17 protein-coding genes are annotated in these 19182 nt (G+C 50.5%); 4 read left to right on the forward strand and 13 right to left on the reverse strand.

All coding sequences use genetic code 11. The features are described 5' to 3' along the window. Nucleotides 1-37: 37 nt before the first annotated feature. Together NST37_RS14705 and NST37_RS14710 are read right to left on the reverse strand one after the other, a co-directional pair. On the reverse strand, nucleotides 38-1294 hold the full coding sequence (locus NST37_RS14705) for a hypothetical protein (protein WP_339185538.1): 1257 nt from the start codon (nucleotides 1292-1294) through the stop codon (nucleotides 38-40). A gap of 340 nt (nucleotides 1295-1634) precedes the next feature. Beyond that, on the reverse strand, nucleotides 1635-3311 hold the full coding sequence (locus NST37_RS14710) for a ribonuclease J (protein ID WP_003385819.1): 1677 nt from the start codon (nucleotides 3309-3311) through the stop codon (nucleotides 1635-1637). Between the two features lie 213 nt (nucleotides 3312-3524). On the opposite strand from NST37_RS14710, the gene NST37_RS14715 reads away from it, so the two are divergent. Genes NST37_RS14715 through NST37_RS14730 form a run of 4 tightly spaced genes read left to right on the forward strand, consistent with a single transcriptional unit; the run spans nucleotide 3525 to nucleotide 7707 of the window. Continuing rightward, on the forward strand, nucleotides 3525-5183 hold the full coding sequence (locus tag NST37_RS14715) for a spore germination protein (protein ID WP_339185539.1): 1659 nt from the start codon (nucleotides 3525-3527) through the stop codon (nucleotides 5181-5183). Further along, on the forward strand, nucleotides 5167-6288 hold the full coding sequence (locus NST37_RS14720) for an endospore germination permease (RefSeq protein WP_003385821.1): 1122 nt from the start codon (nucleotides 5167-5169) through the stop codon (nucleotides 6286-6288). The genes NST37_RS14715 and NST37_RS14720 overlap by 17 nt, the downstream gene beginning before the upstream one ends. Further along, entirely contained in the window at nucleotides 6257-7483 is a 1227-nt protein-coding gene (locus tag NST37_RS14725; RefSeq protein WP_172921125.1) for a Ger(x)C family spore germination protein, read from the forward strand. Before NST37_RS14720 ends, NST37_RS14725 begins: the two co-directional genes overlap by 32 nt. An 11-nt stretch (nucleotides 7484-7494) precedes the next feature. Continuing rightward, nucleotides 7495-7707 (forward strand): CLC_0170 family protein, encoded by a 213-nt coding sequence (locus NST37_RS14730; protein ID WP_003385823.1) that lies wholly within the window; start codon nucleotides 7495-7497, stop codon nucleotides 7705-7707. Between the two features lie 60 nt (nucleotides 7708-7767). On the opposite strand, the gene dapA is transcribed toward NST37_RS14730, so the two are convergent. The 11 genes from dapA to NST37_RS14785 all read right to left on the reverse strand — a co-directional run bounded on the left by dapA (nucleotide 7768) and on the right by NST37_RS14785 (nucleotide 19181). Further along, nucleotides 7768-8634, reverse strand: a complete 867-nt coding sequence (gene dapA / locus NST37_RS14735) for a 4-hydroxy-tetrahydrodipicolinate synthase (protein ID WP_003385825.1) — start codon at nucleotides 8632-8634, stop codon at nucleotides 7768-7770. 47 nt (nucleotides 8635-8681) lie between these two features. Next, on the reverse strand, nucleotides 8682-9908 hold the full coding sequence (dapG, locus tag NST37_RS14740; RefSeq protein WP_003385826.1) for an aspartate kinase: 1227 nt from the start codon (nucleotides 9906-9908) through the stop codon (nucleotides 8682-8684). A gap of 11 nt (nucleotides 9909-9919) precedes the next feature. Further along, nucleotides 9920-10960 (reverse strand): aspartate-semialdehyde dehydrogenase, encoded by a 1041-nt coding sequence (locus NST37_RS14745; protein WP_003385827.1) that lies wholly within the window; start codon nucleotides 10958-10960, stop codon nucleotides 9920-9922. A gap of 40 nt (nucleotides 10961-11000) precedes the next feature. Then, nucleotides 11001-11597 (reverse strand): dipicolinate synthase subunit B, encoded by a 597-nt coding sequence (locus NST37_RS14750; RefSeq protein WP_003385828.1) that lies wholly within the window; start codon nucleotides 11595-11597, stop codon nucleotides 11001-11003. Next, on the reverse strand, nucleotides 11590-12492 hold the full coding sequence (gene dpsA, locus NST37_RS14755) for a dipicolinate synthase subunit DpsA (RefSeq protein WP_024983827.1): 903 nt from the start codon (nucleotides 12490-12492) through the stop codon (nucleotides 11590-11592). The genes NST37_RS14750 and dpsA overlap by 8 nt, the downstream gene beginning before the upstream one ends. A 136-nt stretch (nucleotides 12493-12628) precedes the next feature. Beyond that, nucleotides 12629-12889: a YlmC/YmxH family sporulation protein gene (locus NST37_RS14760; protein ID WP_003385830.1), complete on the reverse strand. Its 261-nt coding sequence runs from the start codon at nucleotides 12887-12889 to the stop codon at nucleotides 12629-12631. A gap of 147 nt (nucleotides 12890-13036) precedes the next feature. Beyond that, complete coding sequence (locus NST37_RS14765; protein ID WP_339185540.1) at nucleotides 13037-14290, reverse strand: pitrilysin family protein; 1254 nt, start codon at nucleotides 14288-14290, stop codon at nucleotides 13037-13039. A 101-nt stretch (nucleotides 14291-14391) separates the two neighbouring features. Further along, the gene (locus tag NST37_RS14770) at nucleotides 14392-15369 is read right to left on the reverse strand and encodes a polysaccharide deacetylase family protein (protein WP_003385832.1); all 978 of its coding nucleotides are present in this window, start codon (nucleotides 15367-15369) and stop codon (nucleotides 14392-14394) included. Nucleotides 15370-15543: 174 nt separating this feature from the next. After that, nucleotides 15544-17679, reverse strand: a complete 2136-nt coding sequence (pnp, locus tag NST37_RS14775; RefSeq protein ID WP_003385833.1) for a polyribonucleotide nucleotidyltransferase — start codon at nucleotides 17677-17679, stop codon at nucleotides 15544-15546. Between the two features lie 161 nt (nucleotides 17680-17840). Continuing rightward, nucleotides 17841-18110, reverse strand: a complete 270-nt coding sequence (gene rpsO / locus NST37_RS14780) for a 30S ribosomal protein S15 (RefSeq protein WP_003385834.1) — start codon at nucleotides 18108-18110, stop codon at nucleotides 17841-17843. Between the two features lie 129 nt (nucleotides 18111-18239). Next, nucleotides 18240-19181, reverse strand: coding sequence for a bifunctional riboflavin kinase/FAD synthetase (locus tag NST37_RS14785; protein WP_003385836.1), 942 nt, complete (start codon nucleotides 19179-19181; stop codon nucleotides 18240-18242). Nucleotide 19182 lies beyond the last annotated feature (1 nt).

Here is a 19182-nt window from a genome sequence, read left to right on the forward strand (position 1 = left end):
GGAGGAGAAAAGATGCAAGCTTTGGAAGACAATCCGTTTATTTACCGTTCGCCAGCTTTGTCAGCTTGCCGATTGTTTGGTTGTATTCCGCCTTGTTTTCTGGATTTTTTTCTTCCTTCAGTTTTGTGAGCAGCTGTTTGGCCAGCAGCTTCCGCTCATTTGGAAATTCTGCGTTGAACAGCTTCAAGTCATTGTCAACCAAATAGTTAACATACCAATAGAAATTCCCTTTGTAGACAGCCGGGACATCAAGCTTGCCAAGTCCCTCCATAAAGGAACGGTACCACTGCAGCTTCATCGCCTTTTTCTTGTCGGCAGCGATATCTGGAAGCTTGGAGACCTCATATAGGTTTCCAAGAGAGATGGCATAATCCTGGTAGTATCGTTCGTTCTCTGTGATCGTCTGATTATTGGTTTTGATCATTTCAATGATTCTGTCTCCCAGGGAAAAAGACAGACTGCCTTTCCCTGCTGTTCCAGGCATCGCTTTGTAAGTGTTGTAGATCGAAAGAACAGCCCGTAATCTTTCATCCAGCTTCGCTGTGTTGTCTTTTTGCAGATCATCTAAAAATTTCACTGTATATTTTTCGGTCCAGGCGTGTACAGTCTCAGGGTATGCTGATGCCAACGGCTTATGAAAATCTTTAAGGACATTCATCGTAAAAGCGTGCCCCCATTCAAAGCGGGCAAAATGTCCACCAGGGATATGGTCCCGGTACTTGTAAATGTCCTCCCGAAAACGGTCGAGAGCTTTCTCTACGCCTTCTGCATACTGGTAAGCAAAATTGATATCCCTGTCCTCCACCCACTCTTCTCGCAGGTCGTCCCAGAGGTGCAGATTGCTTGCGACGCGGACAGCCTCCTGCAGGATCTTCACTTCATTCGGAGAAACGTCCTGCATTGACCCGACACGTGCAAACATGTCGAGCACAATCCCCTTTATTTCCTCTCTCTGCTGAGAGTAGGGAGCGGAAACCTTTTGCTCCCAGACAAGCTGCAGTATTTTCGTTTGCTGCAGATACAGATCGTTCAACCGCCGCAAAAGATACAGTTGATCGGGTGAAAGCTCAGCACCGTTAGCCATGTCGGGATATGCGAAAAAATCGGGTCCAATCTGATGGGACCATCCCCTCGTCGTCCGGCATCCCATTGTGCACTCTTTGTTTCGTTCTTCGGCCAGCTGTTTTTGATCCGTTTCTTTCATTTTTTTGACGATGGCAGATTCGGCCCACACTTGGGATGAGGGTACCAGCAAGCAGGCTACAATCGCCAGAGGAATGATCTTCGTTTTCAATATGATCGCTCTCCTTTGCTTCTAAACACATATAAGGGAAGAACCTTCAAGAAATACGTGTAGCATGTAATGTGACGTTGTACGCTTCGTGATTGTTTCAATCCAGGACTGTCAGCAACTTGGGAATTACATCCCGGGCATGGGATTGGTTCATTTTACCGTGCTATTCCATTTTTTTCAAAATAAAAATAAGGAGAGCAGGGCAAAAGCCTTGGCAAGTAGTGCAGGGCCACTAATTTCGCTGCAGTAAAGAGGCTTTTCAAGAAAAATAAAACAAGCCGAAAACCCTTGTGCAAACAGGATTTTCGGCTCGGATGTTGCTTGTAAGAAAAAAGCATTTTTAAACTTCCATGATGATGGGCAAGATCATTGGACGACGGCGGGTTTGATCGTACAAGAAACGGCCCAAGGCTTCCTTGACGTTATTTTTCAAAGAAGACCATTCATTCACATTTTCTTCCATGCATTTTACAAGTGTTTGGGTGACGATGCGATTTGCCTCGTCCAACAGCTCTTCAGATTCCCGAACATAGACAAATCCGCGGGAAATGATGTCTGGACCGGACAAAATCGTACCATTTTGTTTGCTGAGTGTAACGACAACTACCAGAATTCCATCTTGTGACAGTAATTTGCGGTCCCGAAGAACAATATTTCCTACATCGCCGACACCAAGGCCGTCAATCAAGACATTGCCAGCGTTGACCTTTGGCCCAAACCGTGCTTTTCCCCCGGAGATTTCCACTGTGTCACCGTTGTCCAACAGGAAAATGTTCTCACTTGGAACTCCCACCTGTTCTGCCAACATGGCGTGCATTCTCAGCATGCGGAACTCGCCGTGAATCGGGATAAAGTACTTTGGCTTCATGAGATTCAACATCAGACGAAGCTCTTCTTGACTGCCGTGACCGGAAACGTGCACAGCGCCATTCGGACCGTGCCCGCCGTAAATCACCTCAGCGCCAATCCGGGACAATTGATCGATGGTGCGTGCTACGTATTTTTCATTGCCAGGAATAGGTGTAGCTGCGATTACTACTGTGTCCCCTGGAAGAATATCGATTTTCCGATGGGCGGATCGGGCCATACGAGTGAGCGCGGACATCGGCTCCCCTTGACTTCCAGTGGATAAAATGACTACTTGCTCGGCAGGAAGCTTGTTCACTTCATCCGTATCGATGAACAGACCTTCAGGCACGTTGAGGTACCCCAGATCCTTACTGATATTGATGACGTTTTGCATGCTCCTGCCCACGACAGCGATCTTGCGACGATATTCGGTCGCAGCATCGACTACCTGCTGAATCCGGTGAACGTTGGATGCAAAAGTGGAAACGATGATCCGTCCTTCCGCTTTGCTGAACACATCCTTGATCGCAACACCGACAGAACGCTCCGAGCCGGTAAAACCGGGCCGCTCGGCATTGGTGCTGTCCGACAGCAGACATAATACGCCACGGTCACCGATCATGGCCATCTTGGCCAAATCAGCCTGTTGATTGTTTACCGGTGTCTGATCAAATTTGAAGTCCCCCGTATGCACTACGTATCCTTCAGGGGTTTCCAGACAAACGCCTACGCTGTCCGGGATACTGTGGTTGACGCGGAAAAACGTCGCCTTCATGTTCCCGAAATCAACTTCCGAGTCGCTGTTAATTAAAATGCGCTTTGTATCGTTTAGAATACCCGCTTCTTTTAATTTTGCTTCAATCAGACCCAGCGTCAATTTTGTCGCATATACCGGTACCTTCAAACGTTTTAGCACATAGCTAAGTCCGCCGATGTGATCCTCGTGTCCGTGCGTAACAATAATACCGCGAACTTTGTCGCGATTTTCCTCCAGGTACGTAATGTCCGGGATTACCATATCAATTCCCAGCATTTCCTCTTCCGGGAATTTTAATCCGGCGTCGATGACCACAATTTCATCGTCACATTGGACTACGTACATATTTTTCCCAATTTCGCCTACTCCGCCCAGGGCGAAAATGAGAACAGAGTGATTCGATTTTGCCAAAACGTGTAACCTCCTATATTTAGTTGTCTTTCACACTCAAATTAACCGCCCCAAATCACTTAGATTCATTATACCCGAATCGAAAAGTGGAACACAAGAAAAAACAACCACCCGGAAAAGTCATTTTCCAGAATAAAAAAGAGCACCTATCAGAATGAATTGGCGGGAATCTGACAGACTATAGGGTAACTTGCCGAAAAGGAGGTGGCCCGCATGTCTGTGTGGCAGAGGCTAAAGTACAAGAAAGAGACTCAGAAGCTCTCTTCTTCCAAGGCCACGTCTGGCTCTTCCTTCGCTGACAATCGGCGGTTAACCGCCAATCTAGAAGAGACGCTTGCTTACATGAGGCAGACATTTGGAGACACCGACGACTTCAAGATTCGTCGGTTTGATGTGTTTGGCCGCTTTCCGGCAGCACTACTCTACTTGGAGCACCTTACGAATCAACGGGAAATGAAAGAAGACATCCTGCGTCCGCTCCTCCAAAAAAACGGTACGCAGGATGAAAACGGAATTGTTGATAAAAATGAATTGCTCACCATGATCACAAATGACATCCTGATCGGAGGGAACGTATCTACCCAACATGAGATTCGCTCCCTGGTCGAGCAGGTTTTGTCCGGTCAAGTCGTGATTATCATCGACGGATTCGATAGAGCAATCATTTCGGGTTCCAGCAAAGTCGAGCACCGTGCTATTAGTCAGCCCGAAACGGAGCAAGTGATCCGCAGTTCCCGGGAAGGCTTTATCGAAAGCCTTGGCGTGAATCTTGCCCTCCTGCGAAACCGGCTTCCTTCCGTGGATTTGCTCGTCAAAACCGTTCAGATCGGTCGAAGGACAAAGACGAAAGTGGCAGTCTGTTATCTGCGGGATGTGTGCAATCCTGCACTCGCTAAAGAGGTGATAGACAGACTGCAGCGAATTGACATCGACGGCGTGATCGATTCCGGCTATTTGGAACAGTTCATCGAAGATCACCATTTTTCACCGTTCCCGCAAATACAAAATACGGAGCGCCCGGACAAATGTGTGGCCAACTTGCTGGAAGGCAGAGTGATTATTCTCGTCGACGGCTGCCCTTTTGCCTTGATAGCCCCAGCTGTGTTCAGCCAATTTTATCAATCTGTCGATGACTATTCCGAACGGTTCGTGCTATCCAGCTTTGTCCGGCTATCGCGCCTGGTAGCCCTTCTGTTTTCCTTAATTTTTCCATCTTTATATGTTTCTGTTATTTCTTTCAATCCCGAGTTGATCCCGACCGAGTTCGCCGTTGCTGTTGCCGGTGGTCGCGCAGGGGTCCCTTTTCCGTCCCTCGTAGAAGTGCTGATCATGGAAATCTCCATGGAAGTTTTGCGGGAAGCGACGATCAGGCTGCCTCAGCAGGTCGGCGGCGCACTGTCGATCGTCGGAGTGCTTGTGATCGGACAAGCTGCCGTATCAGCAGGGTTTGCCAGCCCGATTACCGTCGTTGTTATCGCTCTTACTACCATCGGGTCGTTTGCCACACCAGCATATGACATGGCTCTGGCCCTGCGACTTCTTCGCTTTCCGCTGATTATCCTGGGGGGAATCTTTGGGCTTTATGGGGTCATGGTTGGCTTGATTCTGATCGTAAACCACATGCTTTCTCTGCGGTCTTTTGGGATACCTTACATGAGTCCTCTCGTGCCTGGGCAATGGCAGGGAATGAAGGATACGGCAGTGCGTGGTCCCTTTTGGCTTTCCCGCAAGCGTCCTGAACTCTTGCACCCTCGTGATCCCAATCGGACAGGGACAAAATCCCAGGTAATCGAGCCTAGACCACATAATACGCTTGATCCGGTTTCTGTCGGAAATAGGAGGTGGGAGGATTCGGATGGAGACTCCACGTGAAATTACGTTTTTGCAGGCTGCAGCCGTGTTGATCAGCACCATCATCGGAGTCGGGGTTCTTTCCTTGCCGGTCATCGCCGTAAAAGCGGTAGATACCGGCGCCCCGCTCCTTACCTTTATCGGAACCATGATCGCCCTTTTTTCCTTGGGTATCCTGGCGGCGTTGGGGAAACGCTTTCCCCGCAAATCGATCATTCACTATAGCGAAGACATTCTCGGTGTCTGGATAGGCAGGATCGGGAGTGTCGCGATTATCTTCTTTTTTGCCGTCTTATCTGCTCTGACAGCCCGAGAATTCGGAGAAGTCGTCGTTACTGCTGTGCTCAGAAATACTCCATTGGAGGTCACTGTCATTGTCATGCTTGCCTTAGCGGCGATCTCTTGCCGAAACGACCTGAGCACATTCTCTTACATCCATCTTTTCTACCTGCCTTTTATTCTGGCTCCGGGACTATTAATTGTCGCTTTGTCTCTGCAAAACGCTGAGTTGATTAATTTGCAGCCCATCGCCCCGATTCACAAAGGCCAGTGGTTTTACGGCAGCTTGACCATTGCAGCCCTGTTTCAAGGTTCATTTATCGTTACCATGATTATTCCATCCATGCGCCATCCGGCGAAAACATCGATCGCCTGTGTGCTGGCGATTATCGTCTCAGGCGGTCTCTACCTCTTGATCGTGATTGCCAGCGTGGCGATCTTTGGAGCCGAGGAGACAAAGATGCTCATTTGGCCCACCCTTGAACTGGCCAGAATGACCTCTCTCCCGGCCAATGTCCTGGAGCGGTTGGATATTTTGTTTCTCGCTGTTTGGGTAACGGGTGTATTTACGACTCTGTTTTCCACCTACTACTTTACGATCCATTCGCTGAGCAATCTGCTTCGCCTCAGAGATCACAAGATGTTTTCGCTGTTTCTGTTGCCGGTCATCTTCGTGCTGGCCATGGTCCCGCAAAATGTTATGGATACCTACCGATTTATCCTTACAATCGGTCTGTGCGGCCTCATCATCACCATCGGTTACCCCGCAGTCCTGTTGATTATCGCGATTTTACGCAAGAAAAGGGAGGATCAACATGATCGGGAACACGCACAAAAAACACCTTAATATCGTTTTGATACTCGCTCTGCTCCTGCCTTTTCTGACAGGATGCTGGGACAGAACCGAGATCGAGACGAGAGCCAACATTCTCGGAATCGCCATTGACGTATCCGAAGATAACCAACAGATGCATGAATCCGAAGTAAACCATATGACCGGTATCTTCCCGGAGCCGAACAAAAAGCTGATCCAGATTACGGCACAAATTGCTGTACCGGGAAGAATTCCTCTCGGGCCGGAAAGCGGAAGCAACGGTTCGCAAAAGCCGGTCTGGCTCGTCAGCACCGTCGGTCATACATTGGATGACGCGATCCTGAACCTCCAGCAAGAAATTGCGGATCGACTTTTTTTCGGTCATTTGCGAGTCATTATCGTCAGCAATGAAGTTGCCCGCAAAGGTCTTGGCGATCTTAACGATTATTTGCGCCGAAATCCTGAAGTACGCCGTACTGCATGGATGATCATCTCCAATGGCAGAGCCTCAAAGGTCATGGAGAGCTCACCGCAACTGGAACGCATCCCTACGCTCTATCTTTCGGCCATGATGGAAAACGCCGTTTCTCTGGGCAAGTTTCCACGAGCGTTCCTCGGCCTATTTTGGAGCGCCTCTTCCAAATTGGGCCAAGAACCGTTTTTGCCAGTCGTTGAAGTAAAACGGCATGAAAACACCGAAATCTCGGGGATGGCATATTTTCAAGGAGATCGGATGGTCGGGGTTCTCCAGCCTTTAGAAATTGGGTTTTATATGGCAGTGATGGGAATCAAACAAGGAGGCTATTCCGCTTTTACTCCTGTCCCCGGCCAACCGGGAAGCGTATTGGTCCGCTCCCGCTCTCGCGACGCGCAAATTGACGCCGTACTGGATCATGGACAGCCAAAGATCAAGCTCTTTATCCACGTGGAAGCTGATATCGTTGAAAAGACAAAAAATACCCGGTCTTTGAATCAGCCAGGCCTGTTAAAAGACATCTCTGCCGAAGTATCGGACCGTGGCAAAAACACCATTAAAAATATTCTTGCCATGACCCAAAAGAACGGATCAGATATATTCGGCTTTGGAGAGCACGTTCGGGCCAAGCTCCCCGATTACTGGAATACCCACATCAAAACGAAAGAAAACTGGCGGAAGAAATTTAAGGAGTTGGATGTGGAGATCAACTTTACGACCACAATACGCCGCGTCGGAATGAGCCTGGGTTAGGAGGTCAATACATGAGTTTCTCCCTGCATCTCGGGTACATCTACTATGTAGTGTTTCTGGCGATAGCTACCGGCATATTCGTCCTTCTGATCGACTCCGAGACTTACCGGGCGGCAAACATGAAGAGAGAACGACGAGCCGCAAAGCTCCTCGGCTGGATCAACATCAGTCTGGGAGTGCTGGTTCTTTTCCTTCACTGGATGTTCAGTCCCTTGCTGGTCTGAGAACAGAAGCGAAACAGCAAAACGGGGGCCTTGGAGCGGCTCCCGTTTTTGGTTCGCTGTTTATCCCAACAGCGAATGGACAAACGCTTTTTCTTCTTCGGTCAAATCGACCAATGGCAACCGAACGCCACCGGTCTGTACTCCGAGCTTCTCCAGGGCCGCTTTGACCGGTCCTGGGCTGGGATAGGCAAACAAGCCTTCAAATACAGGCAGGAGTTTGCGATGAATAGCCGCTGCCTGTGCATGCTCTCCACGGAAAAACGCGGACATCATCTCGGACATTTGTGCACCTACCACGTGGCTGGCCACGCTGACGATGCCTACGCCCCCGATAGACAGTACCGGAAGTGTCAACCCGTCATCCCCGCTGTACAGCTCAAACCCTTCCGGCGCATGCTCAATGATGGATGCCATTTGAGACAGGTTGCCGGATGCTTCTTTCACGCAAACCACATTGGGCAATTGCGCGAGCCGGAGAGTAGTCTCTGCTGTCATGTTTACACTCGTACGGCCGGGAACATTGTACAGCATGACTGGCAGCTTGGTAGACTCGGCAAGAGCCTTGAAGTGCTGATATATTCCTTCCTGGGAAGGACGGCTGTAATACGGAGTGACGAGCATGACTGCGTCAACGCCGATCTTTTCAACCTCTTTCGTAAACTCGATGCTCGCCGCCGTATTGTTGCTGCCTGTACCGGCAATAATATGGCATTTCCCTTTTGCATAGGACACGACATGCTTGAACAAATCCAGCTTTTCCCTGGCGGACAGCGTCGGCGACTCGCCCGTTGTCCCGCTTACTACTACCGCATCCGTCCCGGTGGCCAGCAAATGATCAATAAGACGCTCGGTTTGTTCATAATCGATTTCCAGTTGTTGATTGAAAGGAGTTACCATCGCGGTAACCAATCGGCCAAAACGTGCCACTGCCCCCAACTCCTCTGTCTATTCTCACATGTATAATGTCATAGCTGCTATAAGTGTCCGGTATGCAGTTGGAATTGATGATGCAGGGCGCGAACGGCCCGTACCATGTCTTCCTCGTGCACCAGAACCCAAATGGTCGTATGGGAGTCAGCAGACTGCAGAATGGGAATGTCCTCGTGCGTCAAAGCTTCCACAATCTGAGCCATGACACCGGGAACGCCCGTCATCCCCGCACCGATTACAGAGACCTTTGCGCAATGCGGCAATAACTGAGGCTCGTATCCCATATCCGTCAAGATGCGGGAAGCCTTTTCTCCCATTTCATCATGGACCGTATACGCGACACCCAACGGATTCACGTTGATGAAGTCGACACTGATGTCATTCTTGGCCATCGCCTTGAATACCTGCAGCTGCGTATCGTAACGGCCATCCTTGTTGGCGACTTTGATTTGCGTAATATTCGGGACATGCGCGATCCCCATGACCAGCCGATCATGTACAGTGTACCCCATTCGACCAATCTCCAAAAGGTTGGTAACCAGTGTACCTGGATCATCCGAAAAAGTGGATCGGACACGAATGGGGACATTTGCCTGCATGGCAATCTCGACAGCACGCGGATGGATAACCTTCGCCCCCAGATGTGCCATGTTGCAGATTTCCGAATACGTAACCGTCGCCAGCGGCTGGGCCTCATCCACAATCCGTGGATCAGCCGTCATGATTCCGTTCACATCAGTGAAAATGTCTACCATTTCGGCATGGAGCGCGACGCCTAGAGCTGTTGCCGTCGTGTCGCTTCCTCCTCGGCCGAGCGTCGTAATTTCCCAATCCGGCGTCCGTCCCTGAAAACCGGGAACGATAACCACTTTCCCGGCTTCCAGCTCCTGCAAGATTCGCTTTGGTTCAATCGTCTCGATCTGCGCATTAGTAAAATCATCGCTGGTGACAATATTCGCCTGCCCGCCTGTCAAAATCGTCGCGTGTATTCCCTCGGCATTCAGCATGCTGCACATGACCGTTGCCGAGATGATTTCACCCGTGTGCATCAACAGATCCGTCTCTCTTTTGGGCAAACCGTTCCCGTTGCTGCGAATGAGCTGCAGCAATGTGTCAGTCGCGTAGGGATCGCCCTTGCGCCCCATCGCTGACACGACAACGACGAGGGCATAGCCTTCGTCGATTGCTCTTTTTATATGCGTAATAGCCCTGATCCGGCAATCTTCTGTTGTCAGTGAAGATCCACCGAATTTCTGGACGAGAATTTTCACAAACCTCTCCCCTATGCTCGTGCTTTGATGAGTTCTTCAGCGATTTGTACTGTATTCCAAGCAGCACCCTTGAGCAGGTTGTCGGACACAATCCACATGTGCAGTCCTCTTGGATGATGAAGGTCGCGGCGTACGCGTCCTACAAACACATCCAGTTTGCCTGCCGCATCCGTAGCCAAAGGATAGCGCTGCTCTTCCGGTACATCGGTCAATACGACGCCGGGAGCTTTTTCCAGCAGCGATTTTACTTCTGCCAGATCGTAATCCTCTTTCAGCTCTACATAGACAGCTTCGCTGTGTCCATATACAACCGGGATGCGAACGCAGGTAGCAGATACGAGCACATTGTCGTCCCCGAAGATTTTCTTTGTCTCGTTCACCATTTTCATTTCTTCATACGTAAATCCGTTTTCCGTAAACACGTCGATTTGCGGAATAGCGTTGAACGCGATCTGATGATGAACAGGCAGTTTCCCTACCGGAAGCACCTTGCACTCCGGTTCTTTGCCATCCAAAACGTCACGGGACTGCGTCAACAGCTCTTGAATGGCAGACGCGCCCGCTCCGGAGACTGCCTGATAAGTAGAGACGATGATCCGATCTATTCCATAGCGATCATAAAGGGGTTTCAAAGCGGCTACCATTTGAATTGTCGAGCAATTCGGGTTGGCAATGATCCCCTTGTGGGCAAGAGCGGCATCCATGTTCACTTCCGGAACGACCAGCGGGACTTCCGGGTCCATCCGGTAAGCGCTTGTGTTGTCGATTACGACTGCGCCGTGGCGCACAGCGTGAGGAGCCAGCTCCTTGCTGATCGCTCCGCCTGCGCTGAACAGGGCATAATCAACTCCAGCAAAGCTGTCCGGTGTCGCTTCTTCCAGAACGATCTCTTGTCCCTTGAACATGACCGTTTTGCCTGCCGAACGGCTGGAAGCAAGCAGCTTCAACTGCTTAATTGGGAAATTCCGCTCTTCTAAAATTTTGATCATCTGCTGCCCGACTGCGCCGGTTGCACCGACCACAGCAACGTTGTAGGTCAGTTGGTTCGCCATCTTCTACTCTCCTCCTAATCGCGCTCAAACAGTACTGGTTTTAGTATTGGTATCTTTCTATCAACAAGGGTTGCAATTGTCGGCCTTCTAACGCAGCCTCACACGTTTCCAAAATAAGTTCCATACGAGCTACCAGCGAGGTAGGTTTTTTGTCAGGAGCATCCTGTCCGAAAGGCACAAAATAGACGTTTTTCGCCGCCAGAAGCTTTGCAATATTGGCTGCGTTCAAACCCAATCCGTCATTGGTCGAGATCGCTATTACAACTGGCCGCAAGTTTCGCATCGTAGCCTTGGCTGCCATAAGCACGGGGCTGTCCGTGATGGCATTTGCCAGGCGGCTGGTCGTGTTGCCCGTGCATGGAGCAATCACCATTACATCCAGCAGCTTGGATGGACCGAGCGGCTCCGCCTCCGGGATCGTTGTGATCAGCTTTTCCCCGGTTATGTCCACAAGCTGCTTTTGCCAGCTCTCGGATGTGCCGAAACGGGTGTCAGTGGTAAGGAGCGTATTCGTAACAATGGGAACGACACGGGCGCCCGCGTCCACAAGCCGCTTGATTTGCGGCATGGTTTCCTCAAACGTGCAGTGTGAGCCAGACAGTCCAAAACCGATCGTCTTTCCCTGAAGTTTACCCATGCTGATTCCCCCTGGTGATCGTTTGCTCCCCGATAAGACGCGACAAGGTTTGGGCTAAAATCTGTCCGGCTGTTTTGGGTGCGACGATACCGGGTAATCCGGGTGCAAGCAAAGCCTTGATTCCCCGTCTTTCGGCATAGCGAAAATCAGTCCCCCCCGGTTTGGAAGCGAGGTCAAGAATAAATGCCGTTTGCGGCATTTGGGCGATGATTTCCGCTGTCAGTACAAGCTTCGGGATCGTATTGAAAATAAAATCGGCATTGTTCACCTGCTGTTTCAATTCGCTCATATGAAAGGGCGTCAGCCCCATTTCAAAAATACGTGCTATGTGTTCCTGACGTCTTGCCCCTACACGAACTCTGGCTCCCAGCGAATGCAGCGCACGCGCCATGGACATGCCTGTCCGTCCCAAACCAAGCACGATGGACTGCGAACCGTGTATCGTGATGTCTGTATGCTGGATGGCCATCATCAAGGCTCCCTCTACGGTCGGGATCGAATTGTAAATGGCCACATCATCACGATCCAGAAGTTCCACCAGCTCAATTTGCTGGGCGGCAAGCAGTTGCTTCAAATATGTCTTTGCCATACCCGTGTAGACAATGCAGTGCTTTTGAAGACTCGCTACATGCTCATCCAATAGCTGCAGCGGCTTAGAGCAGAATATGCTTTCCACATAGCCGTTGTCATCCGACCCGACGATGGGAAGAATCAAGGCGTCAACGTCTTTCAACACATCGCATGTTAATGGTCTTTTGGTTGCCCCGGTGAAGATGCTTTCCAGGTTGTCAAAGCCAATCAGCGTGACACTGGCATCCAGTTGAATGCAACGCTTGATCACTTCCAACTGGCGTGCGTCGCCGCCGATAAAGGCAACGTGTTTACCCGTTAGCATGCTGCGTTCCCCTTTCCACACATTTTACTGCATTAAACGATCGAAACGCAAAGGTTTTTCCGTGTGAAAAAGATAACGGAAAGCGTTACGTCTACCCCATCCTATTCGGCCGTATCCGGTTCGGTGACTAAAGCGCCTATTTTTCCAAAGCTTGTGACTGATTTTTATTTACCTGAATAATCACCATATCCGGCCCGATTTTGACGATGGCGTCCCAGGGAATGACCATGTCGTCGCGCTTCTTTCCGAAACCAAAAAAGCTTCCACCCGGTACGATAATCGCGTGGATGCTTCCTGTCTCGGTATTGATCTCCAGGTCAGAGTCGCCGATCACGCCCAATCGCTCCCCATTGTCCAACCCGATGATTTCCTTGCCGCTCATCTCGCTTAAACGCATGCACTCCATCCCCCTTATTTTGAACCGCCTCTCATGCCAGTTCTTATGAAGTGGCCGCTTCCTTTACGGACCCGCCATTCCGGGGCTCGTCAAGGTTATTCGTTTCTACTTTTATACGAAAAAAAATCCGGTCTATGCCGGATTTTTTCACAGGAGAATATCGCTTCTAACGTTGTCGGGGAAACCGTCCAATGGACTTACCATGGCCATGGCCAGCTTGGAGCGGAACAGCTGTCTAGCGACTGAAAGGACGGACTCATGCGAAACACGGTCGATCTTCGCGACAATCTCATCCAGACTGAGATGACGCCCGAGCAGCAATTCGTTTTTGCCGAGGCGGCTCATCCGGCTGTTTGTGCTTTCCAGGCTGAGCATCAAGCTGCCCTTCAACTGCTCCTTGCCCTTTTTCAGTTCTTTCTCGGTAATTCCATGTTCGGTAACATCGCGAAGCACATTGGCGACAATATCGAAAACCTGCCCAACCTGCTCCGGTGCGGTTCCCGTATAAATGGTGAATGTACCTGCCTCTTTGAAAGATGAATGATACGAGTACACCGAGTAAGCCAGGCCGCGTTCCTCACGAATTTCTTGAAACAGCCTGGAGCTCATGCTGCCGCCGAGCACGTTATTCAACAAGATCAGTGAATAGGTATCCTCATGGCCTACCTGAAAGCCTGGCAGGGAAATGCACAAATGTGCCTGTTCCGTTGCTTTATGGTGGGCAATCGAGCGTCCCTGGAACTCCGGCGTCCGTACCTCTTGCATCCTTGCATTTCGCTGCATGGAAGAAAATCTGCGCTTGATATCCTCAATCAATGCTTCGTCAAAATTTCCGGCCACCGTCACGACGGTATTGGAAGGGAGGTAATGACCATCAATGTAATCGAGCAAATTCTCTCTTTTCAAAGAGCGCAGCACATCTTCCGTCCCGAGAATCGAATATCCTAGCGAATGGTCCCCGTAGCTTGCCATTGCAATCAAATCGTGGACCAGGTCGTCTGGAGTATCCTCGTACATGCTGATTTCCTCGATGACCACATTTTTTTCCTTCTCCAGCTCTTCTGGATCAAATACGGAGTTAAAATACATATCCGTCAATACATCCAGGGCGATCGGCGCATGCTGATCGAGGATGCGCGCATAGTAACACGTGTACTCCTTGGAGGTGAAGGCGTTTACATTCCCTCCGATTTCATCAAACGTTTCCGCAATTTCCTTTGCTGAACGGTTCGTCGTTCCTTTGAAGAACATATGTTCAAGAAAATGCGAGATTCCGTTATCCCGTTCCGTCTCAAACTTGGAACCGGTTCCGACCCATACACCCAAAGCCACTGAACGTACGGATGGGATTTTCTCCGTAATGATGCGGAGCCCGTTCTCACATGTATATCGTTGTATCACATAAACCCTCCTCGGTTGCTATTCCATCCTTTGCTCGTTTGATTGCTTGCAAACAAGTTTTACTATAACAAAATACGCCTATTCTCACAATAAAGGGGGTGTCATCGCAGCCGCTTACTGGAAATTACTTCTGAAACCGGCATCGGCATCAGGCCTTTTTTCTTGGCGTCCTGGATCATTTTATCCAATCCTGCAGCTGTAGGTGCCGTTGGGTGCATCAGAATCAGAACACCGTTGCCCAGCTTGGCCTCGATGCGACTGACCATCTCGCCCACTGGCGGCTTCCTCCAATCGACCGTATCTGCCGTCCACAAAATGGTCTTCATCTGAAACTCGTTGTGAGCAATGTTGACCACCGATTGATTAAAGGAACCGGAAGGAGGTGCAAACAAGACCGGTTTTATTCCCAGCGTCTTTTGAATCACTTCCTGGGTTTTTGAGATTTCCTGCCTCATCCGCTCCACGCCGATTTTTGCCATATCCGGATGAGAATAGGCGTGGTTGCCGATCTCGTGGCCGCGCTCTGCAATTTTTTTGGCCAGCTCCGGGTACCGCTTCACCCAGGAGCCATCCAGGAAAAAAGTCGTTTTCACGCCGTGTTTGTCCAACGTATCCAAAATCGTATCCAAATATTCATTGCCCCAAGCAACATTGATCATAAAAGAAACAGCGGGTTTTTGCGGATTTCCGCGATAAATCGGATGGGCTCCCAGCTGTTCCAGCGAGATGGCGGGAGGGATTTCTTCGAAGACAAGCGCTCCGGGGCCTGCTGTCTGCGCGGTCTTCAGCTTTTCGAGGGAGGCTTCCACGTTCACAGCCAATCCGTTATATCCCGGAATGGCACGCCACACCCGGTCGACCTTCGCATTGATCGGCGCCTCCTCCCTCCCCTGCTTCCACTCGTCGATTTTCTTCCGAAGCTCATCCTCCTGCCCACCCGCAATCGGCTTGTCGGCCGTTATCGATTTGATTTTTACCGTTTCTATATAGCGATCGATCGGTCTGTAATTCAGGGTCAGTGCGAGCAATACGGCGCAGCCTACCGTAAACAGGATCCGAAATGTCACTGCTTTGTTCATCCACATGCCCCTCCCGGCTTTCACACGTACAAGTCCTTCTTTGTCCAATGTATGAGGAGAGCCGGGAAGATAGAAGGAAAAAGAAAAAGCTTCCGTACGCGAAGAGTCCTTCGAGTGACGAAGCCTTTGTCTGCGAAAAACGTCATGACGTTTTTCTGGGAAACGGTTAACCCGTTATTCTGCTTGTACTGGTGCGTTTTGCGCCGCTTGCTCTTTCAGAACAGCTTTGCGGGACAGGTTGATACGGCCTTGGTCGTCGATCTCGGTGACCTTTACCATCACTTTATCGCCAACGGATACGACATCTTCTGTCTTCGCTACGCGCTCTTCAGCCAGCTGGGAAATGTGGCAGAGCCCTTCTTTTCCAGCGAACAGCTCGATGAATGCACCGTATTTTTCCACGCGCTTCACAGTTCCCAGGTATGTTTGTCCGAGGGCTACCTCGCGCACGAGATCTTCGATGATCTGTTTTGCCCGCAGGTTTGCGTCGTGGTCCACCGATGCAATAAAGATGCGGCCATCCTGTTCAATATCGATTTTGACCCCGGTCTCATCGATGATCTTGTTGATGATACGGCCTTGAGGTCCGATGACATCGCGGATCTTGTCCGGATTGATTTGCATCGTGAGAATCTTAGGCGCATAGGGAGACAGCGTCTTGCGCGGCTCGGAAATCGTGCTGAGCATATGCTTGAGAATGGTCAAACGGCCTTCTCTTGCCTGTTCCAGCGCTTGCTCCAGAATTTCACGGTTGATGCCGGCGATCTTGATGTCCATCTGAATCGCAGTAACCCCTGTTTCGGTACCTGCGACTTTGAAATCCATATCGCCCAGATGGTCTTCCATCCCTTGGATGTCTGTCAGAATAGAGAAGGTTTTTCCGTCTTCGCCCATGATCAGACCCATGGCAATTCCGGCTACAGGTGCCTTGATCGGCACACCGGCATCCATTAAAGCAAGTACGCTGGCGCAAATCGAGGCCTGCGAGGTGGAACCGTTCGATTCAATTACTTCCGATACAAGTCGGATTGTATACGGGAACTCGGTTTCGGATGGGATGATCGGCTCAATTGCGCGTTCACCCAACGCACCGTGACCAATCTCGCGGCGGCCTGGAGGACGAAGCGGACGTGCTTCCCCTACGCTGTACGGCGGGAAATTGTAGTGATGCATAAAGCGTTTAGACTCTTCCAGCCCAAGGCCATCCAGGATTTGCACGTCGCCCAACGCGCCGAGGGTGCAGACACTGAGAGCCTGGGTTTGACCGCGCGTAAACAGTCCGGAACCGTGTGTACGCGGCAAGATGTTCGTCTCGCTGGACAGCGGACGAATTTCGTTCAGAGCTCGTCCATCGGGGCGAATTTTTTCTTCGGTGATCAAGCGGCGTACCTCTTCCTTGACGATGTTGTAGAGAACCTCGTCGATGGCCCGCTCTTGCTCCGCATAAGTCTCCGGATTTGCTTCGGCGAAATGCTGCTTGGTCTCCGCTTTGATCGCATCGATGGCGTCGTAACGAGCCTGTTTCTCTTCAATGCGAATCGCTTCTTTCAGACGCGCTTCAGCGTATTCCCGAACAGCCTGATTGACCTGCGGGTCTACCTCATGAAGCACCACAACCATTTTTTCCTTGCCGATCTCAGCTACGATCTTGTTCTGGAACTCTACCAGCTTCCGGATCATATCGTGACCGGTCATGATCGCTTCCAGCATGACTGATTCAGGAACCTGATCTGCTCCTGCTTCCACCATGTTGATCGCATCATACGTTCCTGCTACCACCAGGTGAATGTCGCTCTTCTCCATCTGTTCAACAGTAGGGTTAACGACGAGCTTACCATCTACACGCCCTACGATCACGCCGGCAATCGGCCCGTTGAAAGGAATCTCGGAAACGCAGAGGGCGGCAGACGTTCCGATCATGGCTGCGATCTCAGGAGAGCAGTCCTGATCCACCGACAGTACGGTGTTTACCACTTGGACGTCGTTGCGGAATCCTTCAGGGAACAGCGGACGGATCGGACGGTCGATCAGACGGCTGGCCAAAATAGCCTTCTCGCTCGGGCGTCCTTCCCGTTTAATAAACCCTCCGGGGATTTTTCCGACAGCGTATAGACGCTCCTCATAGTTGACAGTCAATGGAAAGAAGTCAAGCGGCTTCGGCTCTTTGGAAACCGTAACGGCAGAAAGAATAGCCGTATCGCCGTATCGAACCAAGACCGAACCTTGCGCCTGCTTTGCCATTTTGCCAAATTCCAGCGTCAGTTTGCGGCCTGCCAGTTCAAACTCGTATGTACGGAATTGTTGCTCCATGTTGCTAGCAGTCCTCCTTTACCTCATTGTGCACGATACACAATCATTTTCTACCTGTATGTATTATTTCCTGCCGCCATCAAAATTAAATGGGCAGCTTTGGCAGCGGTTTTAGATAATAGAAAAAGCGGGATGAACCCGCTTTTTTCTCCTGATACGAACTAGCGACGCAGACCAAGACGATTGATCAGTTCGCGATAACGTGTAACATCCAGCTCGCGCAGGTAGCCCAACAGGTTGCGGCGTTGACCTACCATTTTCAAAAGACCACGACGGCTGTGGTGATCTTTTTTGTGCGTACGCAAATGCTCGTTCAGATTGTTAATGTTTTCTGTCAGGATAGCGATCTGAACTTCCGGAGAACCGGTGTCATTTTCATGAGTGCGGAACTCTTGGATCAGCTGTGCTTTACGTTCTTGAGACAATGCCATCTTGACTCACCTCCTACATTTTATCCCCGTCAGCCGAGTTTGCCGTCGGTGAGAATCGGACAACCAAGCTGCGGTTTTTCTGCAACGTTATGAATTATAGCATACAGGCCCGCTAAAAGCAAAGACGAATCATGCATTTCCCTCAGCGAATTTTTCCTTGGCGACCTGTACATCCTGCTGGATTTGCGCGATCAGGGCTTCAACCCCAGAGAATTTTTGTTCATCCCGAATAAAGAACAAAAATTCTACTTCTACTTTTTCCCCGTAGATTTCGCGTTTGAAGTCAAAAATGTGCACTTCCAACGATTTTTCTTTCTTCTCCAATTCAAATGTCGGCTTGATCCCGACATTCATGACACCTTGATATACTTGTCCGCCAACGGTAAACCGGACACCGTACACTCCGTTCTTGCCGATCAGATAAGGACTTGAGACGCGTACGTTCGCCGTCGGAAAACCGATGGTACGCCCGCGTTTATCCCCGTGTACCACTTCTCCGCTGATTTTGTAAGGACGTCCCAGCAAGTGCCGGGTCTGTTCCACATCTCCATGGTGCAGGTATTCGCGAATGACCGTACTGCTAACTTTTTCGCCTAGGCGGTTGACCGGGCCAACGATGTCTACGCCGTATCTGCCCCTGGCAAGCTCCTGCAGAGTCTGGGCCGTTCCCATCCCCCGGTGACCGAATGTGTAGTCAAAGCCGACAACGACATGACGGCACCCCAATGGCAGCAAGCATTCTTCGATAAAGTCCTCGGGATAGACAGCCGCGAAGGAAATGTCAAAGCGAATGACGTACGCCAGGTCGACGCCCATCTTCTCGAGCTGCTCCAGCTTTTCCGGGAGGGGGGTAAGATACTGGCTGTACCCGGTTTGTCCCAGCACTTCCCGCGGATGCGGATCGAATGTCATCACAGCGCTTTTCCATCCATTTGCCTTGGCTGTGTCAATCGCTTTCTGGATTACCCGCCTGTGACCGATATGTACACCGTCAAAATACCCCAGAGCGACCGCGCAGGGGACAGGTAGCAAATCTTTTGGCAAAGGATAAGTCAAGGATATCGTTTTCACG

It is taken from the genome of Brevibacillus sp. FSL K6-6036, from assembly GCF_037964015.1.
Lineage (GTDB): Bacteria > Bacillota > Bacilli > Brevibacillales > Brevibacillaceae > Brevibacillus > Brevibacillus borstelensis.